The organism is Embleya sp. NBC_00896 (assembly GCF_045207785.1).
Lineage (GTDB): Bacteria > Actinomycetota > Actinomycetes > Streptomycetales > Streptomycetaceae > Embleya.
On the sequence record NZ_CP108777.1, the window covers coordinates 162,615 to 184,988 of the forward strand.

Annotated in this window: 19 protein-coding genes and 3 pseudogenes; 14 read left to right on the forward strand and 8 right to left on the reverse strand. The window is 70.2% G+C overall.

Going from position 1 to position 22,374, the window contains the following annotated elements:
• Nucleotides 1-45: 45 nt before the first annotated feature.
• Nucleotides 46-990, forward strand: coding sequence for a LysR family transcriptional regulator (locus OG928_RS33950; RefSeq protein WP_331765838.1), 945 nt, complete (start codon nt 46-48; stop codon nt 988-990).
• A 327-nt stretch (nt 991-1,317) separates the two neighbouring features.
• Here OG928_RS33950 and OG928_RS33955 read toward each other — a convergent pair whose 3' ends face one another.
• The gene (locus OG928_RS33955) at nt 1,318-1,959 is read right to left on the reverse strand and encodes a hypothetical protein (RefSeq protein ID WP_331765839.1); all 642 of its coding nucleotides are present in this window, start codon (nt 1,957-1,959) and stop codon (nt 1,318-1,320) included.
• Nucleotides 1,960-2,063: 104 nt separating this feature from the next.
• Between OG928_RS33955 and OG928_RS33960 the strand changes: the two are divergent.
• The 3 genes and pseudogenes from OG928_RS33960 to OG928_RS33970 all read left to right on the forward strand — a co-directional run.
• A pseudogene (locus OG928_RS33960) lies at nt 2,064-2,244 on the forward strand (hypothetical protein); the annotation flags it as partial.
• A gap of 979 nt (nt 2,245-3,223) precedes the next feature.
• Nucleotides 3,224-3,844 (forward strand): hypothetical protein, encoded by a 621-nt coding sequence (locus OG928_RS33965; protein ID WP_331765840.1) that lies wholly within the window; start codon nt 3,224-3,226, stop codon nt 3,842-3,844.
• Nucleotides 3,775-4,356, forward strand: a complete 582-nt coding sequence (locus OG928_RS33970; RefSeq protein WP_331765841.1) for a hypothetical protein — start codon at nt 3,775-3,777, stop codon at nt 4,354-4,356. Before OG928_RS33965 ends, OG928_RS33970 begins: the two co-directional genes overlap by 70 nt.
• A 107-nt stretch (nt 4,357-4,463) precedes the next feature.
• On the opposite strand, the pseudogene OG928_RS33975 reads toward OG928_RS33970, so the two are convergent.
• Nucleotides 4,464-4,847 (reverse strand): annotated as a pseudogene (locus OG928_RS33975) (orotate phosphoribosyltransferase); the annotation flags it as partial.
• Nucleotides 4,848-4,867: 20 nt separating this feature from the next.
• Between OG928_RS33975 and OG928_RS33980 the strand changes: the two are divergent.
• Both OG928_RS33980 and OG928_RS33985 read left to right on the forward strand, forming a co-directional pair.
• Nucleotides 4,868-5,200, forward strand: a pseudogene (locus tag OG928_RS33980) (PQQ-binding-like beta-propeller repeat protein); the annotation flags it as partial.
• 85 nt (nt 5,201-5,285) lie between these two features.
• On the forward strand, nt 5,286-7,763 hold the full coding sequence (locus tag OG928_RS33985) for a hypothetical protein (RefSeq protein WP_331765843.1): 2,478 nt from the start codon (nt 5,286-5,288) through the stop codon (nt 7,761-7,763).
• Between the two features lie 252 nt (nt 7,764-8,015).
• Here the strand turns inward: OG928_RS33985 and OG928_RS33990 are convergent, their stop codons facing one another.
• Nucleotides 8,016-8,906 carry a helix-turn-helix transcriptional regulator gene (locus OG928_RS33990; RefSeq protein ID WP_331768209.1) on the reverse strand — a complete coding sequence of 297 codons (891 nt, stop codon included), beginning with the start codon at nt 8,904-8,906 and terminating at the stop codon, nt 8,016-8,018.
• Between the two features lie 198 nt (nt 8,907-9,104).
• Here OG928_RS33990 and OG928_RS33995 point away from each other — a divergent pair, with 198 nt between their 5' ends.
• The 3 genes from OG928_RS33995 to OG928_RS34005 all read left to right on the forward strand — a co-directional run bounded on the left by OG928_RS33995 (nt 9,105) and on the right by OG928_RS34005 (nt 12,230).
• Nucleotides 9,105-9,881, forward strand: coding sequence for an SDR family oxidoreductase (locus OG928_RS33995; protein WP_331765844.1), 777 nt, complete (start codon nt 9,105-9,107; stop codon nt 9,879-9,881).
• Between the two features lie 269 nt (nt 9,882-10,150).
• On the forward strand, nt 10,151-10,405 hold the full coding sequence (locus OG928_RS34000) for a hypothetical protein (RefSeq protein ID WP_331765845.1): 255 nt from the start codon (nt 10,151-10,153) through the stop codon (nt 10,403-10,405).
• A 55-nt stretch (nt 10,406-10,460) separates the two neighbouring features.
• Nucleotides 10,461-12,230, forward strand: a complete 1,770-nt coding sequence (locus OG928_RS34005; RefSeq protein ID WP_331765846.1) for a cation:proton antiporter — start codon at nt 10,461-10,463, stop codon at nt 12,228-12,230.
• A gap of 25 nt (nt 12,231-12,255) precedes the next feature.
• Here the strand turns inward: OG928_RS34005 and OG928_RS34010 are convergent, their stop codons facing one another.
• Nucleotides 12,256-14,103, reverse strand: coding sequence for a glycoside hydrolase family 15 protein (locus OG928_RS34010; RefSeq protein WP_331765847.1), 1,848 nt, complete (start codon nt 14,101-14,103; stop codon nt 12,256-12,258).
• Between the two features lie 295 nt (nt 14,104-14,398).
• On the opposite strand from OG928_RS34010, the gene OG928_RS34015 reads away from it, so the two are divergent.
• Together OG928_RS34015 and OG928_RS34020 are read left to right on the forward strand one after the other, a co-directional pair.
• On the forward strand, nt 14,399-15,715 hold the full coding sequence (locus tag OG928_RS34015; protein WP_406291403.1) for a DUF2254 domain-containing protein: 1,317 nt from the start codon (nt 14,399-14,401) through the stop codon (nt 15,713-15,715).
• Between the two features lie 267 nt (nt 15,716-15,982).
• Complete coding sequence (locus OG928_RS34020) at nt 15,983-16,687, forward strand: hypothetical protein (protein WP_331765849.1); 705 nt, start codon at nt 15,983-15,985, stop codon at nt 16,685-16,687.
• 20 nt (nt 16,688-16,707) lie between these two features.
• On the opposite strand, the gene OG928_RS34025 is transcribed toward OG928_RS34020, so the two are convergent.
• The 3 genes from OG928_RS34025 to OG928_RS34035 form a co-directional block, all read right to left on the reverse strand.
• Complete coding sequence (locus OG928_RS34025) at nt 16,708-17,349, reverse strand: XRE family transcriptional regulator (protein WP_331765850.1); 642 nt, start codon at nt 17,347-17,349, stop codon at nt 16,708-16,710.
• Nucleotides 17,350-17,425: 76 nt separating this feature from the next.
• Nucleotides 17,426-17,608, reverse strand: coding sequence for a hypothetical protein (locus tag OG928_RS34030; protein ID WP_331765851.1), 183 nt, complete (start codon nt 17,606-17,608; stop codon nt 17,426-17,428).
• Complete coding sequence (locus tag OG928_RS34035) at nt 17,587-18,681, reverse strand: aminotransferase class I/II-fold pyridoxal phosphate-dependent enzyme (RefSeq protein WP_406291406.1); 1,095 nt, start codon at nt 18,679-18,681, stop codon at nt 17,587-17,589. The genes OG928_RS34030 and OG928_RS34035 overlap by 22 nt, the downstream gene beginning before the upstream one ends.
• Before the next feature lie 185 nt (nt 18,682-18,866).
• On the opposite strand from OG928_RS34035, the gene OG928_RS34040 reads away from it, so the two are divergent.
• The 3 genes from OG928_RS34040 (at nt 18,867) to OG928_RS34050 (ending at nt 21,952) form a co-directional block, all read left to right on the forward strand.
• The gene (locus OG928_RS34040) at nt 18,867-20,093 is read left to right on the forward strand and encodes a trans-sulfuration enzyme family protein (RefSeq protein WP_406291408.1); all 1,227 of its coding nucleotides are present in this window, start codon (nt 18,867-18,869) and stop codon (nt 20,091-20,093) included.
• Nucleotides 20,094-20,318: 225 nt separating this feature from the next.
• Nucleotides 20,319-20,888 carry a helix-turn-helix transcriptional regulator gene (locus OG928_RS34045; protein WP_331765854.1) on the forward strand — a complete coding sequence of 190 codons (570 nt, stop codon included), beginning with the start codon at nt 20,319-20,321 and terminating at the stop codon, nt 20,886-20,888.
• 194 nt (nt 20,889-21,082) lie between these two features.
• Nucleotides 21,083-21,952 carry a class I SAM-dependent methyltransferase gene (locus tag OG928_RS34050; RefSeq protein WP_331765855.1) on the forward strand — a complete coding sequence of 290 codons (870 nt, stop codon included), beginning with the start codon at nt 21,083-21,085 and terminating at the stop codon, nt 21,950-21,952.
• A 171-nt stretch (nt 21,953-22,123) separates the two neighbouring features.
• Here the strand turns inward: OG928_RS34050 and OG928_RS34055 are convergent, their stop codons facing one another.
• On the reverse strand, nt 22,124-22,351 hold the full coding sequence (locus tag OG928_RS34055; RefSeq protein ID WP_406291411.1) for a hypothetical protein: 228 nt from the start codon (nt 22,349-22,351) through the stop codon (nt 22,124-22,126).
• Between the last annotated feature and the right edge of the window lie 23 nt (nt 22,352-22,374).

Here is a 22,374-nt window from a genome sequence, read left to right on the forward strand (position 1 = left end):
AACTGCGTCAACCGGCACCTGCGGTGCCGCGGGGGATGGGGCCGTATGGAGCGTCAAGAGATCGAGATCTTCCTGGTCCTCGCCGAAGAACTGCACTTCGGCCGCACTGCGGAGCGCCTGCACATCTCCACGGGACTGGTGAGCAAGACCGTCAAGAAAATCGAGCGGAGCCTGGACGTGGAGCTGTTCGAGCGGACCAGCCGGCGCGTGGCGCTCACCGACGTCGGCGGCAAACTGCGCGACGACCTGCTCCCGCACCAGCAGGGGATCCAGCAGGCGATGCACCGGGCGCGACTGGCCCGGCACGGGATCACCGGCACGCTGACGGTCGGCTTCATGAGCGCCCTGGCCGGCAGCCTGGTCAGCCGGGGCCGCGAGCGGTTCATCGCGGAGAACCCCGAGTGCTCGGTGCGCGTGGTCGAGACGCAGGTCCACCACTTCGTGTCGCAGCTGCGCGACGGCAGCGCCGACGTCCTGCTCATGTCGCTGCCGGTCAACGAACCGGACATCACCATCGGCCCGGTCGTCAGCCGCCAGGACCGCTATGTCGTGGTGTCGGCCGACCACCGCTTCGCGGGCCGCGAGTCGGTGGCGTTCGAGGAACTCGCGGACGAAACCCTCCCCACGGCCGTCTCCTCGTTCCCGGACTATGCCATCGACTTCCACGCACCGCGCCACACGCCCACCGGCCGCCGCATCCAGCGGTCGCCGGAACCGGTCGCCACCTACGCGGAAGCCCTCGCGATGGTCGCCGCCGGCCGCATGATCGCCATGGGCGACGCCCAGTTGAAACAGTTCTACGGCCGCCCCGACCTCGTGTACGTACCGGCCCCCGACATGCCGCCGATGGACTTCGCCTTGCTGTGGCGCACGCGCGACGACGACGACGAGCGCATCCGCGCCTTCGTGGACTCGACCGTGGCCGTCGCACGCCGGCCACCCCGGCCCCCCGGCGCGCAGCAGGCCGCAGCGGGCCCCGAACCCTCCTGAGGCGTCCGGCCGGTCCGCCCGGCACGGATCACCCGGCGCCGCCGGAACTTCCACTGTCATCGCTAGCGCGGGCCCCGAGAAGCCGCGCCCTGTTCTCGGCAGGCGTCGCACCCGTCCGGGCGTGCGCACGCCTGGCCGGGGCGGCGAGGCGAACGTCTGGCGAGTGCCCGCGTCGAGGGTGAACCATTCGCGGCTGGGGCCGGTCAGGTCCGGCTCCAGCCGGTGTGCCCTCTCGAAGTTGCCCTTGGCCACAATGTGGTCGACGTGGCGCACGTCCTGGAGAGCGGCGTGTGCCGCTTCCAAAGGGCGGCCATGGGTGCCGGCGGGTCAGCCGGCCTTCGGCGTGTACAGAAACTTGACCGGGTAGGGCGCGGCCCGGCCGGGCTGATCGACCGTCACCCATACCTCGAAGCCCGCCGCGAAGCCGGATTCCTCCAGCGCGAAGCCAATCACCGCGTCCTTGGATTCCTTGCTCGTCAGCTCCCCGCCGAACAACGGGGCCGGGGTCCGGTCGGGGAGCAGCGGGTCGATCTGTGGCATGTGTGTGGCGTTGTCGTCGTGGCGCACCACACTCACGTGGACCTGACCGTCCAGGGTCAGCGGTTTCGCGCCGTCGTGACGGAGCCGGAGGTGGACGTCGCCGCGCCGCGATCCGGCGGGCGCGGGGGCGTCGTCGGGTGTCGCGACCTGTGTCACCGTTACGCGAGCGAGGTTGGGCAGGACGAACTCGGAGCCCAATGCCAGCGGCGGCGGATCCTCGGGGCCGAGCCACTTCGTGGGTCTGGGGTCGGTCGGCCGCGTCTTGTCGGCGGGAGGTCCCACGGGTGGGTGGCTGAGGCTGGTGGTGGGCATGGGTTCGGCCCCCGAGCCGCCGCGGGCCTCGGTGTTGCCGCACCCGGTCAGTGACAGGCCGAGCGCGAGGACGGTCGAGCAGACGAGCAGGGTGCGGGTGGGTAATGGGACGGACATGTCGTGCCTTCCTGGATGGACCCGGACGTGATCGGTCACCCTGGGGGACGACCGCCGACCGCGTCCGGTTGCGACGGAACTTCCCGGTTCCGCCAACGACGCCGGACGAACCCCTTGAAGGCGCAGCGGCACGGCCCGGTCGTCGTGCCGGAGACGATCGTCGTGGACCGGGGAAAGGTCTTCGTGTCGAGGGCGACAAGGGTGCGTGTGAGACGCTCGGGATCAGTGTGCAGCCCCCGCCCCCTCGCGCCGACGGCGAAAAGCATCGTCGAGCGCACCTTCGGGCCGGGCGGTCGCGAGACTGCCCAACGTGCGGAGGCGGTGGGGTACTTCGACGAGAGGCTGTCATCGGCCCCGGCGCGGCGACAGCCTGGACGCCCTCGACGATGCCTACCAGGAGCGGGGCCGGGGGCGACGGCGGGCCGGCGCCCGACGGGTCCGGTATTGGGCGGGTTCGACTTGTTCGACGCGCAGGCCGAGGCCGAGCGGTGGTGAACGGTCCCCGTCGGCGGAGCGCGACCGATCCCCCTTGGGCAGGCCCGGACGAGACCGTGGGCCAGGCGACGGCCGCGCCGCACACGTCGGCCGGTGACGGGTCGCGGTCGCCGGCGACGTGGGAGGGGCGGCTGCGGTGCGTGGGCACACCGCCGCCTGCCCCTCCCGGGCCCGGGGATCCGCCGCTCGTCACCGCCTGCTGTCGCCGGGGGCCGGCCAGGCTGGTGGACCTCGGCGATCGCCTCCGGGAGGGCTTGAAGTAGCGCCGGACATTCTCGGGCTTCTTGTGCCTCGGCTCGGCCATCGGCATCAGCAGGCTCGCCCCGGCCTCGCCGAGGTGAGAAGACCCGGAGTGGCGCCGATCGCATCGGTGGTGTTGACATCGGCAGACCCCCTCCCTAATCTCTTCTTTAGAGAAGATACTTCTTTGACGAAGTTACTTTGTCTTGGAAGCCACCACGCGAGGGTCGAATCATGAACCGCACCGGAGACGCCGCCGCACCAACCGCGCGGCACTGACCGTCCGGCACGGTCGCCGGCCCCGGCCCCTCACCCGGCCCGACGGCCGGCCGGCCGATCTCCGGTCGGCCCTCGCCGACCGACCCCCGTCGATCCATGTCCGAAATCGCCCCTCACCGATCCACGTCCGAATGCGAGCGACCGAACATGGCCGTCGAGACGACCCCCGACACAAACCCCGAGACCAGCACCGAGGCCGGGCCCACACCGCCAGCCGAGGCCGGGCGGCCGAGGTTCCGCAGGCTCAAGCGTGGGCTGCAGCGGCTTCCTGGGTGACAGAATTCTGGTCAACGGCACGCTCGGCGCGTACAAGACGGTCGACGACGAGCTCGTACGCCTGCGTCTGCTCAACGCCTCCACCGCCCGGATCCACGACTTCGGCTTCGACGACAAGCGCGCCTTTTCGCTGGTCGCCACCGACGGCGGACTGGTCGAGCGCCCCGCAGCGACGGATCGGATCCGGCTCTCCCCCGGGGAACGGGCGGAGATCGTCGTCCGGATGAAACCGGGTGAGAAAACGGTCCTGCGCACGTTCCCGCTCGACATCGGCCTCGGCCTCTGGGATCAGCGGATGAACGGCGGCGACGACACCTTCGACGTCCTCCAACTCCGCGCCGCCGAGACGCTGCGCCCCTCGCCACCGAACTGCCCGCCGCCATCCTTGCCCGGCTGCTCGGCGTCCACATCCAAGTCGCCGTCCAATGGCAGAAGGCATCTGCCGGAGACTGGGCGGCCCACCCGGCCGATGTCGGCAGTCGTCGCCGCACCAGAGCGGCAGCATCTCCCATCAAAGGATGAAGCATGCATGAATTCTCGTTCGAACTGCAGCCGGTCCCCGACGGGCGCTCTGGCGAACTCCACGGCACGATAGGTCCGTTCGGGGAGGTCAGCGCCTACTGCACCGATCCGAGATCCACACCCAATGCGGTCCCTCACAACCAGATCGTCGTGGTCGGAGCAGAGTTCCCGGAAACGGAGTTCACCGGCCGCGGCCTCGCAAATCCATCGCTCGACTGCGGGTTGCTCAAGATGGACGGGGTGATCGTCGCCATCGACCTGCGTGTCCGAGGGATCCGGAAAGGATCTCGCTGGTTGGACATCACCCACCAGGACCGCCACTACAAGTACACCTCCACAGGTAACTACAGGGAGGCTGAACTCCGCCGGGACGGTGTCCGCATCACCATCGGCCGCGGCCGCCACATCCGCAGCATCGGGCACACCCGCGCAGGCAAGGCCGAAGGAGCGGTGGACCCAACCGATCTGGCCATCGCCATCGTGCTCGAGGCCGCCAACACCGAAGCTCTGACCCTCGGCGGGGCCTTGCTGGCGATCCCACGCAAGATCCTCTTCGAGAGCGGTTCCGAAGGTGCGCCGGCGTAAACCGGCTCCGAGCCCGCGCCGCAACACAGGCTCAGAGCGCAGGCATTCCGACGTCCCAATACCCGACTCCACCATGAGCGGTCCTCAACCGGGATTCACAACGCGGTTCAGGCGGCGGCCCGCAGATCCGTGGCCGTCAGCAGCGACAACAGGCCGATGCCTTCGGCGGCCAAGGACTCGGTGCCGCCTTGCTCGCGATCGATCACGCAAAGCGCCTCGCAAACCTCGGCGCCCAGCGCACGCAGATCGCCGGTGGACAGAACGATCTGCCCGCCGCTGGTGACAACGTCCTCGACCACCAGTACTCGACGGCCCACGACATCGGCTCCTTCAGCGAGGCGGCAGGTGCCATACGGCTTGGCCCGCTTACGAACGAACGCACAGGGAAGGCCGGTGTGTCGGCCGAGTGCCGTGACCACGGGGATGCCCCCCATCTCCAGGCCGGCCAACACCTCGGTGCCGGACGGCACCAGCGGCGCCATCTCCTTGGCTCGCCACCGACGCGAGCGTCGGCGGGTCGAGGGCGGTGGTGGCCGCCGGGCGGGTGTACGTCGGCAGCAGCGACTCCCACGTGTACGCCCTGGACGCGGCGACCGGGACCAAGGCATGGACGCTCGACACCGGCAGTGAGAAGGTCTCATCGCCCACGGTGGCCGACCGCGTGGTGTACTTCGGCGGCACTGAGAAGGTCTACGCCCTGGACTCGGCGACCGGCGCCGTGCGTTGGACCTTCGACGCCGATACCGAGGTCGGAACGCCGGCGGTGGCCGACGGCGCGGTATACGTCCCCACCGCCATGGGCCTGTACGCCTTGGACGCCACCGCCGGAAAGAGCCCGGCATAACGGTGGCCTCGGACAGGCCCGGTGCGGCGAACCCGCCCGGAGGGCGGTGTCGGCTGTTCGCGCGAACGGATGGGAAAGGGCGGGAATGGTGGGGACTTCGGCACGCGGTGCGGACTCGGCGCCGTTGGTGGTGGTGTTCCGGGCGGCCGATCCGGTGTGCCACGCGGCGCTGGTCGACCGGCTTGCGGCGCGGGTCGAGGCCGGGCTGCGTGCGGACGAGCCGATGCCGGCGGAACTGGCCGACGCCGTGTTGGCCCGGGGCGAGGTCCGGCTGTGGGCGGCACTGGCGGGGAACTCGCACACCCGCCTCGCGGTGCGTCTGGCGCTCGCGCGGTTGGGCGAGCCGGAGGTGTCCGCCGTGCTGTACTCGCGGGCGGGCCGGGCCGGTGACGCCGAGGCCGACGCGGTGCGCGCGGCGGTGCTGGACGCCGCGGACGCGTGCGACAGGCGGTGGTACCGACCGAAGGGCTTCGTCGACGAGCTCCTGTGCGACGCTCGGGACGACCGTGGGATCGCCGCGCTGCGGGCGCCCTTCCCCGAGGTCCTCACCCACACGTTGCTCGCCCTCGGCCCCGATCTGCCGCCGGCGGTGCTGCTCGAGGGGTGCCGCAGGCTGCGCCGGATCGGTGGTGACGACGCGGTCGCGGCGTTCGCCGGCGCGGCCGGCGAGCGCAACGACCTGGGGCATCCGGAGCTCCGGAATCGGTGGGGGGACGCGGCGGAGGCCTCCGCGCCGCCGACGGCGCTCGACCGGTTGCTGCCCGGCATGCGGCGCGCGGCCGGCGGGTCGGGGACGCGTCCGACCGCCGCCGCCGGTCGCGGCGTCGACCGTCCCGGTCGCGGGCACGCCGGCCCCGCCGACCGCACCGCCACCGCCTTCTCCGAGCTCGCGGAGATCGACTGGGAGCTGATCCGCCGTGAGCACGCCCGTCGGCCGTTCCCGGGTCCCGCGCTCGCGACGCTGACCGTGCGCGCCGACTGCCCCGACGACCTGTACGACGCGGCGGTACGCGAGGAGCCGTACACCGTCTTCGACGTATCGCCCCGGGTGCCGCCGCTCGAGGTGTTCACGGCGTCGGGGATGGATGCGTCGGACCGGAGTTGGGCCGACGGTCTGGCCAAGGGTCTGCGGGCCGGAACCCTGGACCCCGTGCGGGTGTTGGCCGAAGCGGCTCCCGCGCACGCGGTGCTCGGGTGCCTGCCGAGCGACGTGCGGGCGGTGCGCGCGGCCTTGGCGGACCTCGCCGCGCGGCTCGGCGACTCCCCCGCCGCGTGGACGGCGCTGTGCCGGGGCGGCGGGAAAACCGGGGGCACGCCGGTCGACCTGGTCACCTCGGTCCTCGCCGCGAACAACGCGCCGTTGCCGGCCAGGCCGGCCATGCCGGGCGCCGCCGAGCCCGCTCCGGAGGACTTCGCGTTCCTGGTCCTGTTCGAACACGCGGCGCCCGAGGTCCGGAACGCGCTCGTCGCGGTCCTCGACCGGCGCGCCGTCCAGCAGTTGCTCATGCCGGGCGCCGCCGACACCGGGCTGCGCCGACGGATCCGGGCCGAGCACGGCCCGGCGGCGGCCCTGGCACAGGCCTCGCTCGTCGAGCAACCCGCCGACGCGGTCGCGGAACTCCTCGACCTGGACGACCCGAACGTCAACACGGCGCTCTACCGGTTCGGGCCGATCACCGACGCCCAGCGGGCCCGCATCCTCGCCGGCGTCGACCGAACGGGCCGCCCGGGCGCGGTACAGGTGAGCATCCACGTCCTGGCCGACCTGCGGCGCAACGAGGAGAGGCGGCGCGAGGAGCGGTTCCGACTCGCGGCGTTGTCCGGGCAACCGCGCGTACTGCGCGAGATGGTCGCGCAGGGCATTCCCCGCACCGAGGTCGGCCGGCTGCGGGCGTTGGCCGTGCTGTGGGAACGCGCCGGGCGCGAGGAGGTCGCGGCGCTGGTCGCGAAGACCGACCTGCGCACGCTCCGCGGCTGCCGTGGGACCCCGGTACCGGGTGGAGCGGACACCGTCGCGCGCCAAGCGCTCGCCGCGCCCGACGGGCCGGCGCTCCTACGGGCCCGGATCACCGGCCCGGCCGCGCTCGACCGGATGATCGCCGCGCTGCGGAACGGGGACGAGGGGGCGCGGGACGTGCTGGAGGAGTGGGACCCGCCGCCGTGGGACGCGCTGATCGCGGAGCAGACGATCTCCGGGTGGTCGACGCACGTGTTGCGGGGCTCCCTGGAGCACCCCGACTGCCCGCGCGAACTGAGCGTTGCGGGACTGCGGCACGGCATGCTCCGCGAGGATGGCGGCGGCTGGGCGGAAGCCCATCTGCGCGACGGTCGGTTGACCGTGCGCGATGTCGCCGCCGAATGCCGGCTCGTGCCACGCGCGTTGCGACTGTTCGCCCGGTTCGAGGCCGATCACCCGGTGACGGCGGAACTCGGCGCTCTGCTGCGCGAGCGGCTCGGGACGGCGGTCGAGGCGTGGCTGGTCGCGGTGCGCCTCGCCCCGGAGTTCCACGGCACGCTCGGCGAACTCCTGGACGTGGCCGCAGTGTCCGTCGCCGGCGAGTAGCAGCGACGGACGCCTCCACACGCCCCGGCAGTCTTGACAGCAGAGGCACCGCCGGCGGATGTGTCGGAATGGCTGACACGTCCCCGCCGGCTGCTTGGTCCTGGCCCTCGCCCTGCCGCCGGCCTCAGGGCTGTGGAGGGCCGCGGTGATCGCGCTCGTCGCCGCCGCCCACGGCCTGCGCATGGCGGCCACCCGCCGCGCCTGACGCCCGGTCGGTCGGAACTTCGGCTTGATGCCGACCAGCGAAATCGTTTACAGGGCTGCTTCGGGCGGGATGGTGGGCTCGGGCCGCGGGAGCGGGTCCGGCTGTGGTGCCGTCCAGCTGGTGAGGAGTTGGAGGGACCGAGCGGTTTCGGAGCCCGGTTCGACGTTGTAGACGCACAGGGTCTGGTCGCTTTCGCCGGGCGCTTGGAAGGACTCGTAGGAGAAGTGGAGGTCTCCTACGAGGGGGTGGCGGTAGGACTTGGCGCCGTGGGTGCGGCGCAGCACGCGGTGATCGTTCCACCAGGTGGAGAACTCGGTTGATTTCAGGGTGAGTTCGCCGACGAGGTCGGCGAACCGGCGGTCGTGGGGGTAGCGGCCGGCTTCGAGGCGCAGGACCGCGACGGTTTCGGCGGCGATCCGCTCCCATTCGACGACGCGTTCGCGGGCCTCGGGGTCCAGGAGGTAGTAGCGGGCGAGGTTGCGGCGGGGTGCGGGCAGGGCGTCGAAGTCGGTCAGGACCTGGCGGGCGAGCCGGTTGGAGGCCAGGACGTCGGTGCGGCGGCCGAGGATGAAGGCGGGCACGTGCTCCAGCGTGTGGAGCATCAGGTGCAGGCCCGGCCGGACCCGCTGCGGGCTGGTCGGAGCGCGGCGGGTGGCGGGGGGACTGGCCAGCAGGTCGGTGAGGTGCTCGCGCTCGGAGGGGTCGAGTTGGAGGGCCTGGGCGAGGGCTTCGAGGACTTCCGGGGAGGGGTTCTGTGCGCGGCCCTGCTCGAGGCGGGTGAAGTACTCGATGCTGACGCCGGCCAGGCGGGCGACCTCGTCGCGGCGCAGTCCGGGCACACGGCGAGTGCGCCCGTCGTCCGGCAGTCCGGCCCGGTCCGGGGTGAGTGAGGCGCGCCGGGAGCGCAGGAAATCGGCGATCTCGCGTGTGCGGTCCATGGTCCCCAGTGTGAGCACGCCACGGCTCGCGAGCTTGTGCGGGGGTGGCCCTGTCAGTACCTGCCTCGCGGATACCTGCCTGGTCAGGGCATATTTTGGCCGCCCACGAGGGCGTGATGGGTGGTGTTCTGGTTGAGGCGATGGCGCTGGGCCGTCGTCCCGTATCAGTCACTTCACTCACCTTGAAAGGTGTGCGCCATGACCACGCAGACTTCTTCCAAGCCCCTGGCCGGCCGAATCGCGGTCGTCACCGGCGCCTCCAGCGGCATCGGTGAGGCGTCCGCCGAGCACCTGGCCGACCTGGGTGCCCGTGTCGTCGTCCTGGCGCGGCGTGCGGAACGGCTCGACGACCTGGTCACCCGGATCGAGAAGAGCGGTGGCGAGGCCCTGGCGATAGCCGCCGACGTTACCGACGCGGCGGCGGTACAGGCGGCCGCCGACCGGGTGGCGGCCGAACTGGGCGGCGCCGACCTGCTGTTCAACAACGCGGGCGTCATGCTCCCCGCCCCCGTCGAGGAGTTGGCCACCGACCAGTGGCAGCGCCAGATCGACCTCAACATCACCGGCCTGATGAACATCATCGGGGCGTTCACGCCCCAGCTGGTCAAGGCCGCCGGTGAGCGTGGGGTGGCCGACCTGATCAACACCTCGTCGATCGCGGCGCAGAACATCTTCCCGACCTTCGCGGTCTACTCCGGCACGAAGGCGTACGTCACACACCTGTCCCGGCACCTGCGGGCCGAGCTCGGTGCGAAGAAGGTGCGGGTGTCGGCGATCGAGCCGGGCATCGTCGGCACCGAACTGCAGAGCCACGTCACCGATGAAGGCGCACTGGAGTGGCTGGCGGGCTCCCAGGAGACGATGGAGTGGCTCACGCCGCAGGACGTTGCCCAGACCGTCGGCTTCATCGCCACCCTGCCGCCGCGGGTCAACCTGCAGCAGGTCACCATCATGCCCACCGGGCAGGCAGGCTGACCGTGGGATGCCGAGTGCCGCCGCCCTCGCACGAGGGCGGCGGCACTCGGCTCGGGCCGGTGACCCGGTCACCACGTCGGCGACGTGGCGGTGCCGTAGACAGTCGACGCCCGGTGCCGCTGGCCCGACCGGGTGAAAAGTCCGGCCGGACGGCCCAACGGCGGCCTGCCCGATCGCTCGCCGGCCTGCGGCAGGTGATTGCTTGACCCTTGTGCCGGATCGGGGCGATCAGGCACAAGAAGCCGGGTAGTGAGGGAGACAGCGGGATCATGGATGCCACCGCAGACGTACCGGATGACATCATTCCCGAGCAGCTGCGTCATCCTGCCTTCCTCGGCGCGGTCGTTCTCTCCGGGGATGCCCGCCGGTTCGAAGCCTCCGATCTGATCGGCTGCTTCCGGCTGCGCGCACCGGCCGGCCTCGGCGTGCCGGTCGACACCCACGGTGAGTTGGAAGCACTCTCCGAAACCGACCTGCGAAGGGGAAACGGCCCGAACGCCGACGACACAGCAGGCACCGCCTGATGTACCGGAGCCGGGTTGCGTCCCTGCCTTCGGCGTTTCGACGCGCGGAGGCGCGGTGACGGACGATCAGATCCTTCTCGGGCTCGCTCTGACCGTGGTGCTGGCCACCGGCTCGCAGATCCTGGCGAGCAAGCTGCGCGTCCCCGCACTGATCCTGCTCCTGCCCGCCGGATTCACCGCCGGCGCCCTCACCGATGTCGTCCACCCCGACGAGCTCATGGGCGCGAACTTCTCCGCCCTGGTGTCCCTGGCCGTGGCGGTGATCCTCTACGACGCCGGTCTGGGACTCAACCTGCGCAACCTGACCGGACGGACGCGGTGGATCGTCGGCAGGCTGCTGGTGCTCGGCGTGCTGGTGACCTTCTTTGTCACCGCCGCGGTGTCACCCGCCCTGTTCGACATGCCCCTGCGAGTGGCCGCGATGCTCGGCGTCATCCTGGTTGTGTCGGGGCCGACGGTCGTGGGTCCACTGCTCGATTTCGTAAGGCCGAACGACGAGACACGACGCATCCTCATCTGGGAAGGGACGCTGATCGACCCGATCGGCGGCATCCTCGGCGCTCTTGTCTTCCACGCCATCGCGACCACCCACCGGGTCGACATCGGCCGGGGCTACCAGCTCGGCCAGTTCTCCCTCAGCCTTGCCGTCGGTCTGATCGGCGGGGCGGTGGGAGCGGCGCTGCTGTGGTGGACCCTGCGCGTGCTGCGGCTCGGGGAAACGCTGGGGACCCTGGCGCAGCTCGCCACCGTGATCGCCGTCTCGGCCGGCTGTGACGTCGTCCGGGACGACACCGGACTCATCGCCGCAATCGTCACGGGATTGGCCGTCACCAACCTCCGCGGCTTCGACATGCCCGCTCGCCGGCCCTTCTTCGAGACCCTGGTTCAGCTGATCATCGGGCTGTTGTTCGTCTCCATCTCGGCCACCGTCCCCCCGTCGTCGCTGACGCCGGTGCTGCTGCCCACTCTCGTGCTCATCGTGATCCTCGTCCTGGTGGTGCGCCCCCTGGTCGCCTTCGCGTCGACGTCCCGTTCGGACCTGACTCCAGGAGAGCGGGGCTTCATCGGATGGATGGATCCACGCGGCATCGTCGCCGCCGCAACGGCGTCGGCGTTCTCCGCGAGCCTCGTCGACCGGGGGGTGGACGGCGCCGCCAGAATCCTCCCGGTCACCTTCTTGGTGATCGTGGGGACGGTACTTCTGTACGCGTTGACAGCAGCCCCCGTGGCTCGGCGGCTGGGCGTCGTCAAACCGGCGGGGACACGCCTCCTCCTCGTGGGCGGCGAGCCATGGGTGGTCGAGATGGGACAGTCCCTGCAATCCGCCGGCCTCGACGTGTTGATGTGGGCCGGCGCCGAGGAGGAGCGAGAACGGATCAGAAGTGCGGGAATCCAGCTCGCCCATGGCGACCTGTTGGCCACCGCCACCAATCCCGGCGCCCGGCTCGAGGGGGTGTCGGCCGTGTTCCTGGTCACCGACGACGACGACTTCAACGCGCTCGCTTCGGTCGTCATGCAGGACAACGTCGAAGGCCCCGTCTACCGCGTCGGCCCTCCGTACGACAGCCACGGCGTCGTCGCTCCCTACACCGGCGGCGACATCCTCTTCGGCAGGTCGCTCGTCCGTCACACCCTGGCGGAACGCTATGCGGCGGGGGCGCGGTTCGTGGTCCGGCCCACCTCCGCACCCTTGCCGCCGGGCCACGACATGCTCTTCGTGGTACGAGCCGACCAGCGCCTGGAGCCGGTCACCGAGAACCGGCCGGTCAGGCCCGAGAAAGGCGACAGCGTCGTCCTGCTCACCCCGGTTTCCTCAGGGCAGTGAGTGTCACTCGCGGATGCCCCGCGTGTCACCCGCCGTTCCGACGTGCCCGGTTGAGAGCGGAGTCGAGGGTGATCGCCGCGTCGATCAACGCCAGGTGGGTGAAAGCCTGTGGGAAGTTGCCGAGTTGTCGTCCGGTCAGGTCGATCTCCTCCGAGTACAGGCCGAGGTGGTTGGCATAGGTGAGCATCTTCTCCAGCACGAGCCTGGCCTGGTCCGTCCTCCCGGCCCGTGCCAGGGCATCGACGTACATGAACGTGCACAGGGAGAAGGTCCCTTCGGAGCCGCGCAGTCCGTCGGGCGACGCCTCGGGGTTGTAGCGGTAGACCAGACTGTCGCTGACCAGCTCGCGGTCCATCGCATCCAGCGTGGACGTCCACATGGGATCGTCCGGGGTGATGAATCCCACGGTCGGCAGCCGCAACAACGACGAGTCCAGAACGTCACTGCCGTAGTGCTGCACGAACGCTTCACGCTTCGAGTCCCATCCCTGTGTCAGGACCTGTTCGTAGATCCGGTCGCGCTCGGTCGCCCAGTGTCCGCGGGCGGCCGGGCGCCCGCTCGCGGAGGAGAGCCGCAGGGCCCGATCGAGGGCGACCCAGGACATCACGCGACCGTAGGTGAAGTCCTTGCGGCCTCCGCGGGTCTCCCAGAGTCCCTCGCCTGGCTGATCCCAGTGGTCGACCAGCCAGTCGAGGAGGGTGTGCAGTGCGGACCAGCCTTTGATGTCGAGCTGTATTCCGTGCTGGTGTGCGAAGTGGATGCTGTCCATCGCCTCGCCGTAGATGTCCAGCTGCATCTGGCTCGCGGCGCCGTTGCCGATACGCACCGGCGCGGATCCCTCGTACCCCTCCCAGTGCTCCAGGATCTCCTCCGTCAGGTCGGAGGAGCCGTCGACCCGGTACATGACGTTCAGCGGTCCTGTGTCGGTGGCGCCACCGGCCTCTTCCTTCACCCGGTCGCGCAGCCAGCCGATGAACGCCGTGGCCTCTTCCCTGAAGCCCAGGCCGAGGAGGGCGTAGACCGAGAAGGAGGCATCACGGATCCAGGTGAACCGATAGTCCCAGTTGCGCTCGCCGCCCAATTGCTCCGGCAGGCCCGCGGTGGGAGCCGCGACCAGGGCACCGCTCGGCGCGTAGGTCATGAGTTTCAGTGTCACGGCCGAGCGTTCCACCGCCTCACGCCAGCGGCCCGAATAGCGGGACTGGGCGAGCCAGGACCGCCAGAATCCGATCGTCTCCTCATAGAGCTGCTGGAATTCCGCGACCCGGATCTCCCGAGGTGGGCCGTCGGGCGACGACTCGACGACGACGCCGCGCTCCTGCCCGGCCCGCAGAGGCAGGGAGAGATGCAGATCCCTGTCCCCCGTCAGCAGCGTCAGCAGGCGCTCGTCCTCCGGCTCCCGGACGGCATGCACGGCCAGCTGCATTCCCTCCGCGTCGAATACCGCTCCGTGCTCGGTGATGTGCAGTTCGTGCGGCTTACGGCCGTAGTCGAACCGGGGCGCGATGTCCCCTTCGAACGTCATGCTGCCGCGCACACAGCGCAGCATGCGGACGAGGCGATGGCGATCCGTCGCGACGCCTCCGGTCACCGGCATGAAGTCGACCACCTCGCCCGTCCCTGACTCCGTCATGAAGCGGGTGACGAGAATGGCCGTGTCGGGAAAGTACAACTGCTTCGTCGTGTAGGTCGTGCCGGAAGGCCGGACAGTGAAATGCCCACCCCTCTCCCGGTCCAGAAGAGCACCGAAAACACTGGGCGAATCGAATCGAGGGCAGCAGAACCAGTCGATCGCGCCGTCGGTGGTCACCAGCGCCGCCGTCTGCAGGTCGCCGATCAGCCCGTGATTTTCGATCAATGGGTACGCGTCCATTGGGAGCCTGCTTTCGCCCAGGATGGGGATCCGGGCCGGCCCGACGAACTCCATGAACTCCGTCGGTCTCCGACCGGACGGCCAAATCGCCTCCACGGCGGCCTGCGGCCATGAAGCCACCCGTCCAGGCTACGCGAGTGCGCCGCGCCGGTCTTGCCGGGCCGATGCGGCGGCCGGACGCCTCGTGCGCCGTGCCGCTGCGCGTTCCATTGCTGCCATACCGTGGCCATACCTGGAACATCGATCGCCCCGACCGGCGGCGCACCATACCTGGGCCGCACACCCGGAGCATCGGTTGCCGCGAGAGAAGGGTTCGGGCATGCGCAGAATAGTGTCCTGGGCCGCTCTATTCCGATTGAGGCAGTACACGAAAGCCAGTTTGTGGATCGCGCCACTGGGTGGCATGGCACTGGGCGTCATTCTCGCCGAATGCGCCATCGCCGCCGACGGGGCGGACTGGCCGCCGAGCGGCTGGCGCTATTCCGCGACCACCGCCGCCGGCGTACTCAGTTCCATCGTGGGGGCGATGGTGGCCCTGCTCGGATTCGTCGTGACCATCGGTGTGCTGGTCATCCAGCAGGCGACCGGTGCACTGTCCCCGAGGTATATGCGCCTTTGGTACAGAGACCGGCTGCAGAAGACCGTCCTGGCCACCTTCACCGGAACGTTCGCATTCGCTTTCTCGCTCCTGCGCAGCATCGAGTCGAACTCGGTACCGGACCTCGGGGTCACCCTCGCCGGTGCGGCGGTCGCCGTCAGCCTTCTGCTGCTGCTCGTCTATCTCAATCGCTTCACGCACAACCTCAGGCCGGTGGCCATCGCCGACCTTGTCGGACGCACGGGCACGAGTGTCTTCGCCCGCGAGGCCACGGAAGTCCGTGGATCCGTCCCGGACGACGGTGAATCCGTAACGCCACAGGGCCCTGTGGCATTTGTCCGCTCGACCCACGGCGGTGCGATCCAGGCACTCGACAAAGCCGGCTTGGTCGCTACCGCCGTGCGCCACGACTGCGTCCTCGTCGTGCCCCACCTCATCGGAGATTTCGTGCCCCCCGACGCCGTCCTCGTCGAGATCCACGGCGGTACGTCCGCGCCCGGTCCCCGCCGCGTGACCGGTCTCGTCGCCCTGGACGTCGAACGGACCATCGAACAGGATCCCGCCTTCGCCCTTCGGGTTCTCGTGGACATCGCCATCCGTGCCCTCTCCCCGGCGGTCAACGACCCCACGACAGCTGTCCAAGTGCTCAATCACATCAAGTCGTTCCTGAGTGTGGTCGGCAGAGCACGGCTGCGGGGGCGTTATGTGATTGCGGACGACCGCGGCCGGCCACGTCTCGTCCTGCACGGGCGGGACTGGGAGAACTACCTCCAGCTCGCCGTCTCCGAGATCCGCGACTACGGGGCGACGTCCACACAGGTCTGCCGGCGCCTGTATGCCCTGCTCGACGGCCTTCTGGACACTCTGCCGCGCGAGCGACATCCCGCGCTTCGGCGGGAGTTGGACCTGTTGGACCAGTCGGTGGACAGGTCGTTCACGGACCCGACCCGCCGCACCATCGCCCGGTGGGCCGACCGGCAGGGGATCGGCGGCCGGTTCCGACCGAACCGGTAGGCAACTCGTCACCGCGCGGACGCCGCCCGTTCTCGGCCGGAGCCGTCCGCGGCCGGTGGCATCGGACTGCGCGGTCGCCGGCTCCGCGGGCCCGCCCACGTCCGGCACCGCTCGGCCGGGAGGAAGCAACCGGGTGGTGGCGCGCCCGCGAACCGCACGGACGCGGGAACGACCTGCGGGGAAGGGAGGATTGGCGGGTCAGCAGTAGACATGACAGCGGACCGCGTCGAACGTCTGCACGTTCGCGCTCCGGTAGCCTGCTGCCCAATGTGTTTCCGCACCCTCGGCTTTGACGACAGCCTCATCCGCAACCTGCTCGCCTTCGCCCGGCTGCCCGACTGGACGGAGAGCTCGGTTCTGGACGGATGGGACGCCTGCGGCCTGGGGCCCCCGGTCGACTGGTGGGATACGCAGAACCTCGAGAACCCCGAGTACAGGCAGGTCAGTTCGCCGGACGGGGTCGTCTGGCACTTCCAGGAGGCTCCGTACGACGAGACGGTGCCGGGCCTCCTGTGCGACCGGATCTCGGTGGAGGTTGCCGCCTACCACGAGGTGCACTGGCGGGGAGGCGAGCTGTTCGACGCCGACCACACCGAGACCCGTCGCGAGTTCGACCGGTTCGTTCCCAACTGGACCCGGCACCCCCACGATACGGCTCGCGCCGTCTTCGACGCCCACTGGCGCAGCGTCGCAGACACCGTGGAGCGGATGCTCGGCGAGCCGGAGCACGAGGGCTGCGCCGTGGACGACCGCCCCAAGTACTGGGAGCGCAGCCTGGACTGCCACTACCGGGTCTGGCAGGTCGGCGACGTCTGGCTGACGGTCAGCCAGGGTGGGTCCGAGCAGGCCCCGGCCGCCTACGCCGAGTCCGTCGCCCTGGTGCTGCGCCGGAGGATCGACGGCCCCGACCATCCCAGTGCGTGGAATCCGTTCGAGCACATCCGCTGGACGCCGTACCGCAGCAGCCGCTGACTACGAACCGAGCAGATGCGTCAGGACGGGGAGCTTGCCGACGAGCCGTGACCGGGTTCGCGACTGGTGGTCGTCGCCCGGACCGACCGATGTGTGGGTTGAAGGACGCTCAAGACAAAGCGGGCGGACCCTTCGGCTGGATCAACGTGCGCGTACGCGTGCGGAAGGTCTCCCGCGAACGAGGCCGAATCACCAGTCGCCAACACCTCCGCGGAGGTGCCCACGGTCAGTTCCACCCGTCCTTCGAGGACCAGGATGAGTTCGTGGGTGCCTTCGGTGTGCGCCGTGCTCTCGTGTCGTTCACCCGGGGCGAGCGTCCAGTCCCACAGCTCGATCACGTCGGGCCCCTCGGACCCGGCCACGAGCAGACCCCGCCCGCCCGACAACCCCTCCCACAGCGCGGGGGCCGTACCGCCACGCGTAACCGACAGCGAGGGCGGACGGACCACATCGACCAGCCACGGCAAACCCACGCCAAGCGCTTCCGCAATGCGCAGGAGCGTACCGATGCTCGGGTTCGTGGACCCCCGCTCGATATTCACAAGCATGCGGCGGCTGACTCCGCAGCGCTGCGCCATCTCGTCGAGTGTCCACCTCCGATCGAGGCGCCCACCACGCACTCGCGCGGCAATCGCTCCCGCCACATCCGGAGCTTCCGCCATCTCCCGAGCCTCCCCATCCGACACTCCCAGGGCATTATAGTGCACCAAACTTTGCAGTCGCCTGCGAAGGGAGACGTCAGGGTGCCTCGACGATGCCGATCAGGGTCAGTCCCGACACCAGTCGGCGCGTGCCGGGTGCCGCGTGCCGTGCCCAGGACCAGGGCCGGGTTGTCTCCCGGATCGTCTCCGTCGCCCGCGACGAAGGCGACGTGAGCGCGCCGGCGATCCGGGCGCTCTTCAGGAGGTTTCGTGCTGCCACTCCGGCCAGGCTTGGACGAGCGTGGCCATCCCCTCGGAGAACAGCTCCCTGCCCATGCCGAATCGCAGGTGCTGACCGGCATGCCCGAACATCACGTCAGGAGCCAACAGCACACCGTGATGATCGACCAGCCACTCGGAGAACGCCCGAGCCTCCGTCGCCGTCAGCCACGGGTAGGCGCAGGTCCCACCGACTGGGGGCACCCAGTCCCACCCAGGCGTGGACTCCACGAACGACGCCAGCGCCCCTGCGTTGGCGCGGACCAGGCTGTTCGCGCGATCCACAAGCGCGGGAGCCGCCTGCAGGCCCGCGATGGCGAGGACCTCGCTCGGCGCGCTCGTGGCCAGCGTCGTCCAGTAGCGGTAGTCCAGTAGGCGCGCCGTCACCGCTGCGTTCTGCGTGACCGTCCAGCCGATTCGGACCCCGGCCATGCCCAGTACCTTCGAAACCCCCGTGACCGAGATCGCGTTGGCCGTCATCGCCGCCGCGGACGGAAGTCGGCGTTGCGGCTCCAGTTCGATGCCTCGGTAGATCTCGTCGCTCAGCAGGAGGGTCTCTGTGCCGTCCACCAGACCCAGAAGCTCCTCGAAGACCGGCGCTTCCGGCAAGGCTCCCGTGGGGTTGTGGGGAAAGTTCGCCACGATCAGCCGAGTATTCGGCCGCAGGGCGCGCCTGACCTCGTCCACGTCCAATCGCCAGCCATCCTCCCGCCGGAGGCAGATCTCGGACACCGCGGCCCCGATCGCACGTGGCACATCGATCAGCAGCTGGTAGGTGGGGCCGATGACCACCACGTGGTCCTCGGGGCCGAGGATGGCGTTGAGGAGTACGAACACTGCCTCGGTGGCGCCGGCGAAGACCTGCACCGCCGACCCCGATCGGAGACCGGAGGACTGGGCGGCCAGCTCCCGCAGCAGCGGGTGGCCCGGGGATTCGGTGTAGCCCAGCGTCAGGGACTCGTACCACCGACGCGTGTCCGCAGGGGCGACCTCCCAGAGCGCGTCCAGCGACAGTCCTTCGGTGTCTGATCCGGTCAGGTTCACCCGGCACGTGAACTCATGCTTGGCGAACATGCGCTCGATCAAGAATGGAGGCAGTTGCATGGCGCGATCCCGTCTACTGGGTAGGGCGTGTCCCGGAGCCGGGACCTGGTTCGTGAACGCTGACCTGTCCCGCTTACTCGGGCAGCGAGAGGTGACCGATCAGCGTTCCCGAAGGACGGCGTTCCTCAAGGGCGCGTTCCCGCTCTCCATGCGTCGTGCACTATCAGAGCACTATAGTGCACTGTATCGAGATCGATTCGACCTTGGGAGGAACCTTGTCAAGCAAGGAAGACGTGCCCGGCATGCGGGACACGACCCGGATGCAGACCCGGGTGATCACTGGAGGGCGCCCTGCGGGCGGCGGGCGACCGTTGAACGTTCCGATCGTGATGGCGTCCAACTTCCACAGCGCGGATCACGCGGCCGTCGACGGCGCCCGCGAATACGCCCGAGACGACGCCACCCCGGGCTGGGAGGCGTTGGAGTCGGTGGTCGGCGACCTCGAAGGGGGTTCGGCCGTCGCGTTCTCCTCCGGGATGGCGGCCGCCGCCGCGGTACTGGACCTTCTGCCGGTCCGGTCACGGGTGATCGCGCCGACCGACTGCTACCTGGGCGTGGGCGCTCTTCTGACCGACGGCGCCGACAACGGACGTTGGGACGTCGAAAGGGTCGACGTCGCCAATACCGAGGCGGTCCTGGCGACATTGGCGGACGAAACGCCGGCCGATCTGCTGTGGCTCGAATCCCCGACCAACCCCCTCCTGGAGGTCGCGGATCTCCCCACACTGTGCGCCGCGGGCCGCGCGGCCGGCGGCATCGTCGTCGTGGACAACACGTTCGCCACGCCTCTTCGCCAACAACCCCTGTCACTGGGTGCGCACATCGTCGTGCACAGTGCCACGAAATTCGTCGGCGGACACTCCGACCTGCTCATGGGTCTCGCCGTCGCCGCGGAGGCCCTCACGGCCGAGGGCCTGCGTCATCGACGAGCACTCGCAGGCGCCACTCCCGGGGGACTGGAAACCTTTCTGGCGCTGCGCGGCATCCGCACCCTGGCGATTCGCCTCGAGCGAGGCGAGTACAACGCCGGCATCCTCGCCCGCCGCCTGGCCGAGCACCCGGCGGTGACCCGCGTTCGCTACCCCGGCCTGCCCGGCGACCCGGGGCACGCTCGGACAACCGCGCAGACGACCGGCTTCGGGGCCGTCCTCGCCTTCGAACTCGTCGACGCAGCGCACGCCGACGCCGTCTGTGCCGCAGTGCGCGTCGTCACTTCGGCCACCAGTCTCGGCGGCGTCGAGAGCACGATCGAGCGACGCGCCAAACTCCCCGGCCAGGAACACGTCCCGCCCGGCCTGCTTCGCCTCAGTGTCGGTTGCGAACACGTCGAAGACCTGTGGGACGACCTCACCACCGCCATCACCGCAACCCGTACGCGTTGACGCCCGGAGACAAGGCTCGTAATCAGGCGTCCCAAAACCGCGCGGATCCGATACCGCGACCCGGCGCCGAGCAGGTGGGCGGTGACAACGGCGCTGACCAGGACCTGTTCGGCCCGGCGTCGGCGCTCGAACAGCCAGGCGGGGTGGTGTACGAGTATCCACCGGGGTGTCGCGTTCACGACGATAAGCACGCACGGCTTGCGGTTAAGGCATACGATGTTGCCTATGACGCAAGACGGTGGCGAGATGGACAGCCTGGTACGCAAGCGGATCCGCGCCCTGCGCGTGGCGCAGGGCTGGACGCTGGAGGAACTGGCCACCCGCGCCAAGCTCAGCCAGTCCACGCTCAGCCGCATCGAGAACGGCCGGCGCCGTCTGGCCCTGGACCAACTCGTCGCCCTCGCACGGGCCTTGGACACCTCCCTGGACCAGCTCGTCGAGACTGCCGCCGACGACGTCGTCACCAGCCCGATGATCGACGCGGCCCATGGGCTCATGCGCTGGCCCATGAAGGCGGACCCCGGCACGAGCGTCGTGCGCCGGCGCATGACGGACCCGCCACCCGACAGCCCCTCACGCATGCGCGCCCATCCGGGCCGCGAATGGCTCGTCGTCCTGTCCGGCACCGCGGTTCTGCTGCTGGGCAACCGGCGCATTCGCGTGGAGACGAACCAGGCGGTGGAGTTCCCCACGATGCTGCCGCACGCCATCGGCGCCGAGGGCGGGCCCTGCGAGATTCTGGGCATCTTCGACCGCGACGCCCGCCGCGGCCACCAGCGCGGTGACGACGCCTGAGACAGCGGTCAGGCCTGCCGGTAAAACGTCCCGGGCCCCGCTCCGCACGATCACGCCGAAAGACGATGGTGGGGCATGCGCCGCCCCCTCCCCCGAGACAGCCTCTTGCGCGTTCGGCAATTCATCCGGCCATCGTCTTGCGCACACTGGGAACCATGCTGCCGCAACGGCAAGATCCGCTTAGCGTGGCTGTCATGACCCACGCTTCCCCGCACGCGGCACACGACGACGCGCACCGCGCTCCCCGGCACACCCCCGACTCGGGCGACCAGGCGGAACTCCTCGACCTGGACGCGGAAGTACTCGCCGAGCACATCACGTCCATCACCGCATGGCTGCCCATCGAGCGGGACCCACGCCACATCGTGGACCTGGGATGCGGGACCGGGGCCGGCGCCTTCGCCCTGCTCGCGCGCTTCCCCGAAGCGGAGGTGACCGCCGTCGACGCGTCGGCCGGCCACCTGCACCGCCTGCGGGAAAGGGCCGAGGCGCTCGGGGTGGCCGACCGGGTGCGCACGGTGCCGGCCGATCTCGACGCGGACTGGCCCGAGCTCAGCCGGCCCGAGCTGGTGTGGGCGTCGGCGTCGATGCACCACATGGCCAACCCCGACCGCGCCCTGCGCACGGTCCACGAACTGCTCGCGCCCGGCGGCCTGTTCGCCGTCGTCGAGCTCGCCGACTTCCCGCGCTTCCTGCCCGCCGACGCTCCCCGGGAGCGGCCCGGCCTCGAGGACCGCTGCCACACCGCCCTCGCACACCACCACGCCGAGCACGTGCCGCACCGCGGCGCCGACTGGGGCCCCAGGCTGGCCGCCGCCGGGTTCACCGTCGAGGGCGAGCGCACGATCACCGTGAACGTCGACGGCTCCCGCAGCGAGGCGGTCGGCCACTACGCGCTCAGCAGCCTGAAGCGCCTGCGCGACAGCGCCGCCCACGCCCTCACCGCCGAGGATCTCGCCTCCCTCGACCGGCTGCTCGACACCGACAGCCCCCTGAGCATCCTGCGCCGCAACGACCTCGCGGTCCGCACCGAACGCACCGTGTGGGCCGCACGCCGCACCTGACCCGAGCACGTCGGCGACAGCCGGCGGGCACCGCGCTGCGCGCGGCCGGACCGGCGGCCGGCAGTCGGCGGCTGGCGGCTGGCAGCCGGCAGCCGGCAGCCGGCAGCCGGCAGCCACAGTGCTCGCTGGAACGCAGGATCGCCAGCCGGCCCGTGATCTGGGCACCCGCTCTCACGGGAAGTACGTGTTGTACAGCTCGTTCCTCTCCCGGAAGCATTCCTCGCGCGTCAGCGTGCCGGCGCGGCAGTCGCGATCGAGCACCCCCGGCCGGGCGATCGCCGTGACAAGCGGTGCGGCCTTGCCGGCCGTCGGGGTTTGCGGCACCCGTTCGTCGCCGGCCGCCCAGGCGCGGACGATCGCGTCCCAGCGGTGGATGTTGACGCTGTGATGCCCCGCCATACCCGCGCGTCTGCTCACGCTGC

Bases quoted from the DNA above. Each gene is read 5' to 3' on its own strand.
- OG928_RS34000 (WP_331765845.1), top strand. From the start codon at position 10,151: ATGGATGCCACCGCAGACGTACCGGATGACATCATTCCCGAGCAGCTG.
- OG928_RS33955 (WP_331765839.1), bottom strand. From the start codon at position 1,959: ATGTCCGTCCCATTACCCACCCGCACCCTGCTCGTCTGCTCGACCGTC.
- OG928_RS33985 (WP_331765843.1), top strand. From the start codon at position 5,286: ATGGTGGGGACTTCGGCACGCGGTGCGGACTCGGCGCCGTTGGTGGTG.
- OG928_RS34050 (WP_331765855.1), top strand. From the start codon at position 21,083: ATGACCCACGCTTCCCCGCACGCGGCACACGACGACGCGCACCGCGCT.
- OG928_RS34045 (WP_331765854.1), top strand. From the start codon at position 20,319: ATGACGCAAGACGGTGGCGAGATGGACAGCCTGGTACGCAAGCGGATC.
- OG928_RS34035 (WP_406291406.1), bottom strand. From the start codon at position 18,681: ATGTTCGCCAAGCATGAGTTCACGTGCCGGGTGAACCTGACCGGATCA.
- OG928_RS33990 (WP_331768209.1), bottom strand. From the start codon at position 8,906: ATGGACCGCACACGCGAGATCGCCGATTTCCTGCGCTCCCGGCGCGCC.
- OG928_RS34010 (WP_331765847.1), bottom strand. From the start codon at position 14,103: ATGGACGCGTACCCATTGATCGAAAATCACGGGCTGATCGGCGACCTG.
- OG928_RS33950 (WP_331765838.1), top strand. From the start codon at position 46: ATGGAGCGTCAAGAGATCGAGATCTTCCTGGTCCTCGCCGAAGAACTG.
- OG928_RS34055 (WP_406291411.1), bottom strand. From the start codon at position 22,351: ATGGCGGGGCATCACAGCGTCAACATCCACCGCTGGGACGCGATCGTC.
- OG928_RS33995 (WP_331765844.1), top strand. From the start codon at position 9,105: ATGACCACGCAGACTTCTTCCAAGCCCCTGGCCGGCCGAATCGCGGTC.
- OG928_RS34020 (WP_331765849.1), top strand. From the start codon at position 15,983: ATGTGTTTCCGCACCCTCGGCTTTGACGACAGCCTCATCCGCAACCTG.
- OG928_RS33970 (WP_331765841.1), top strand. From the start codon at position 3,775: ATGCATGAATTCTCGTTCGAACTGCAGCCGGTCCCCGACGGGCGCTCT.
- OG928_RS34025 (WP_331765850.1), bottom strand. From the start codon at position 17,349: ATGGCGGAAGCTCCGGATGTGGCGGGAGCGATTGCCGCGCGAGTGCGT.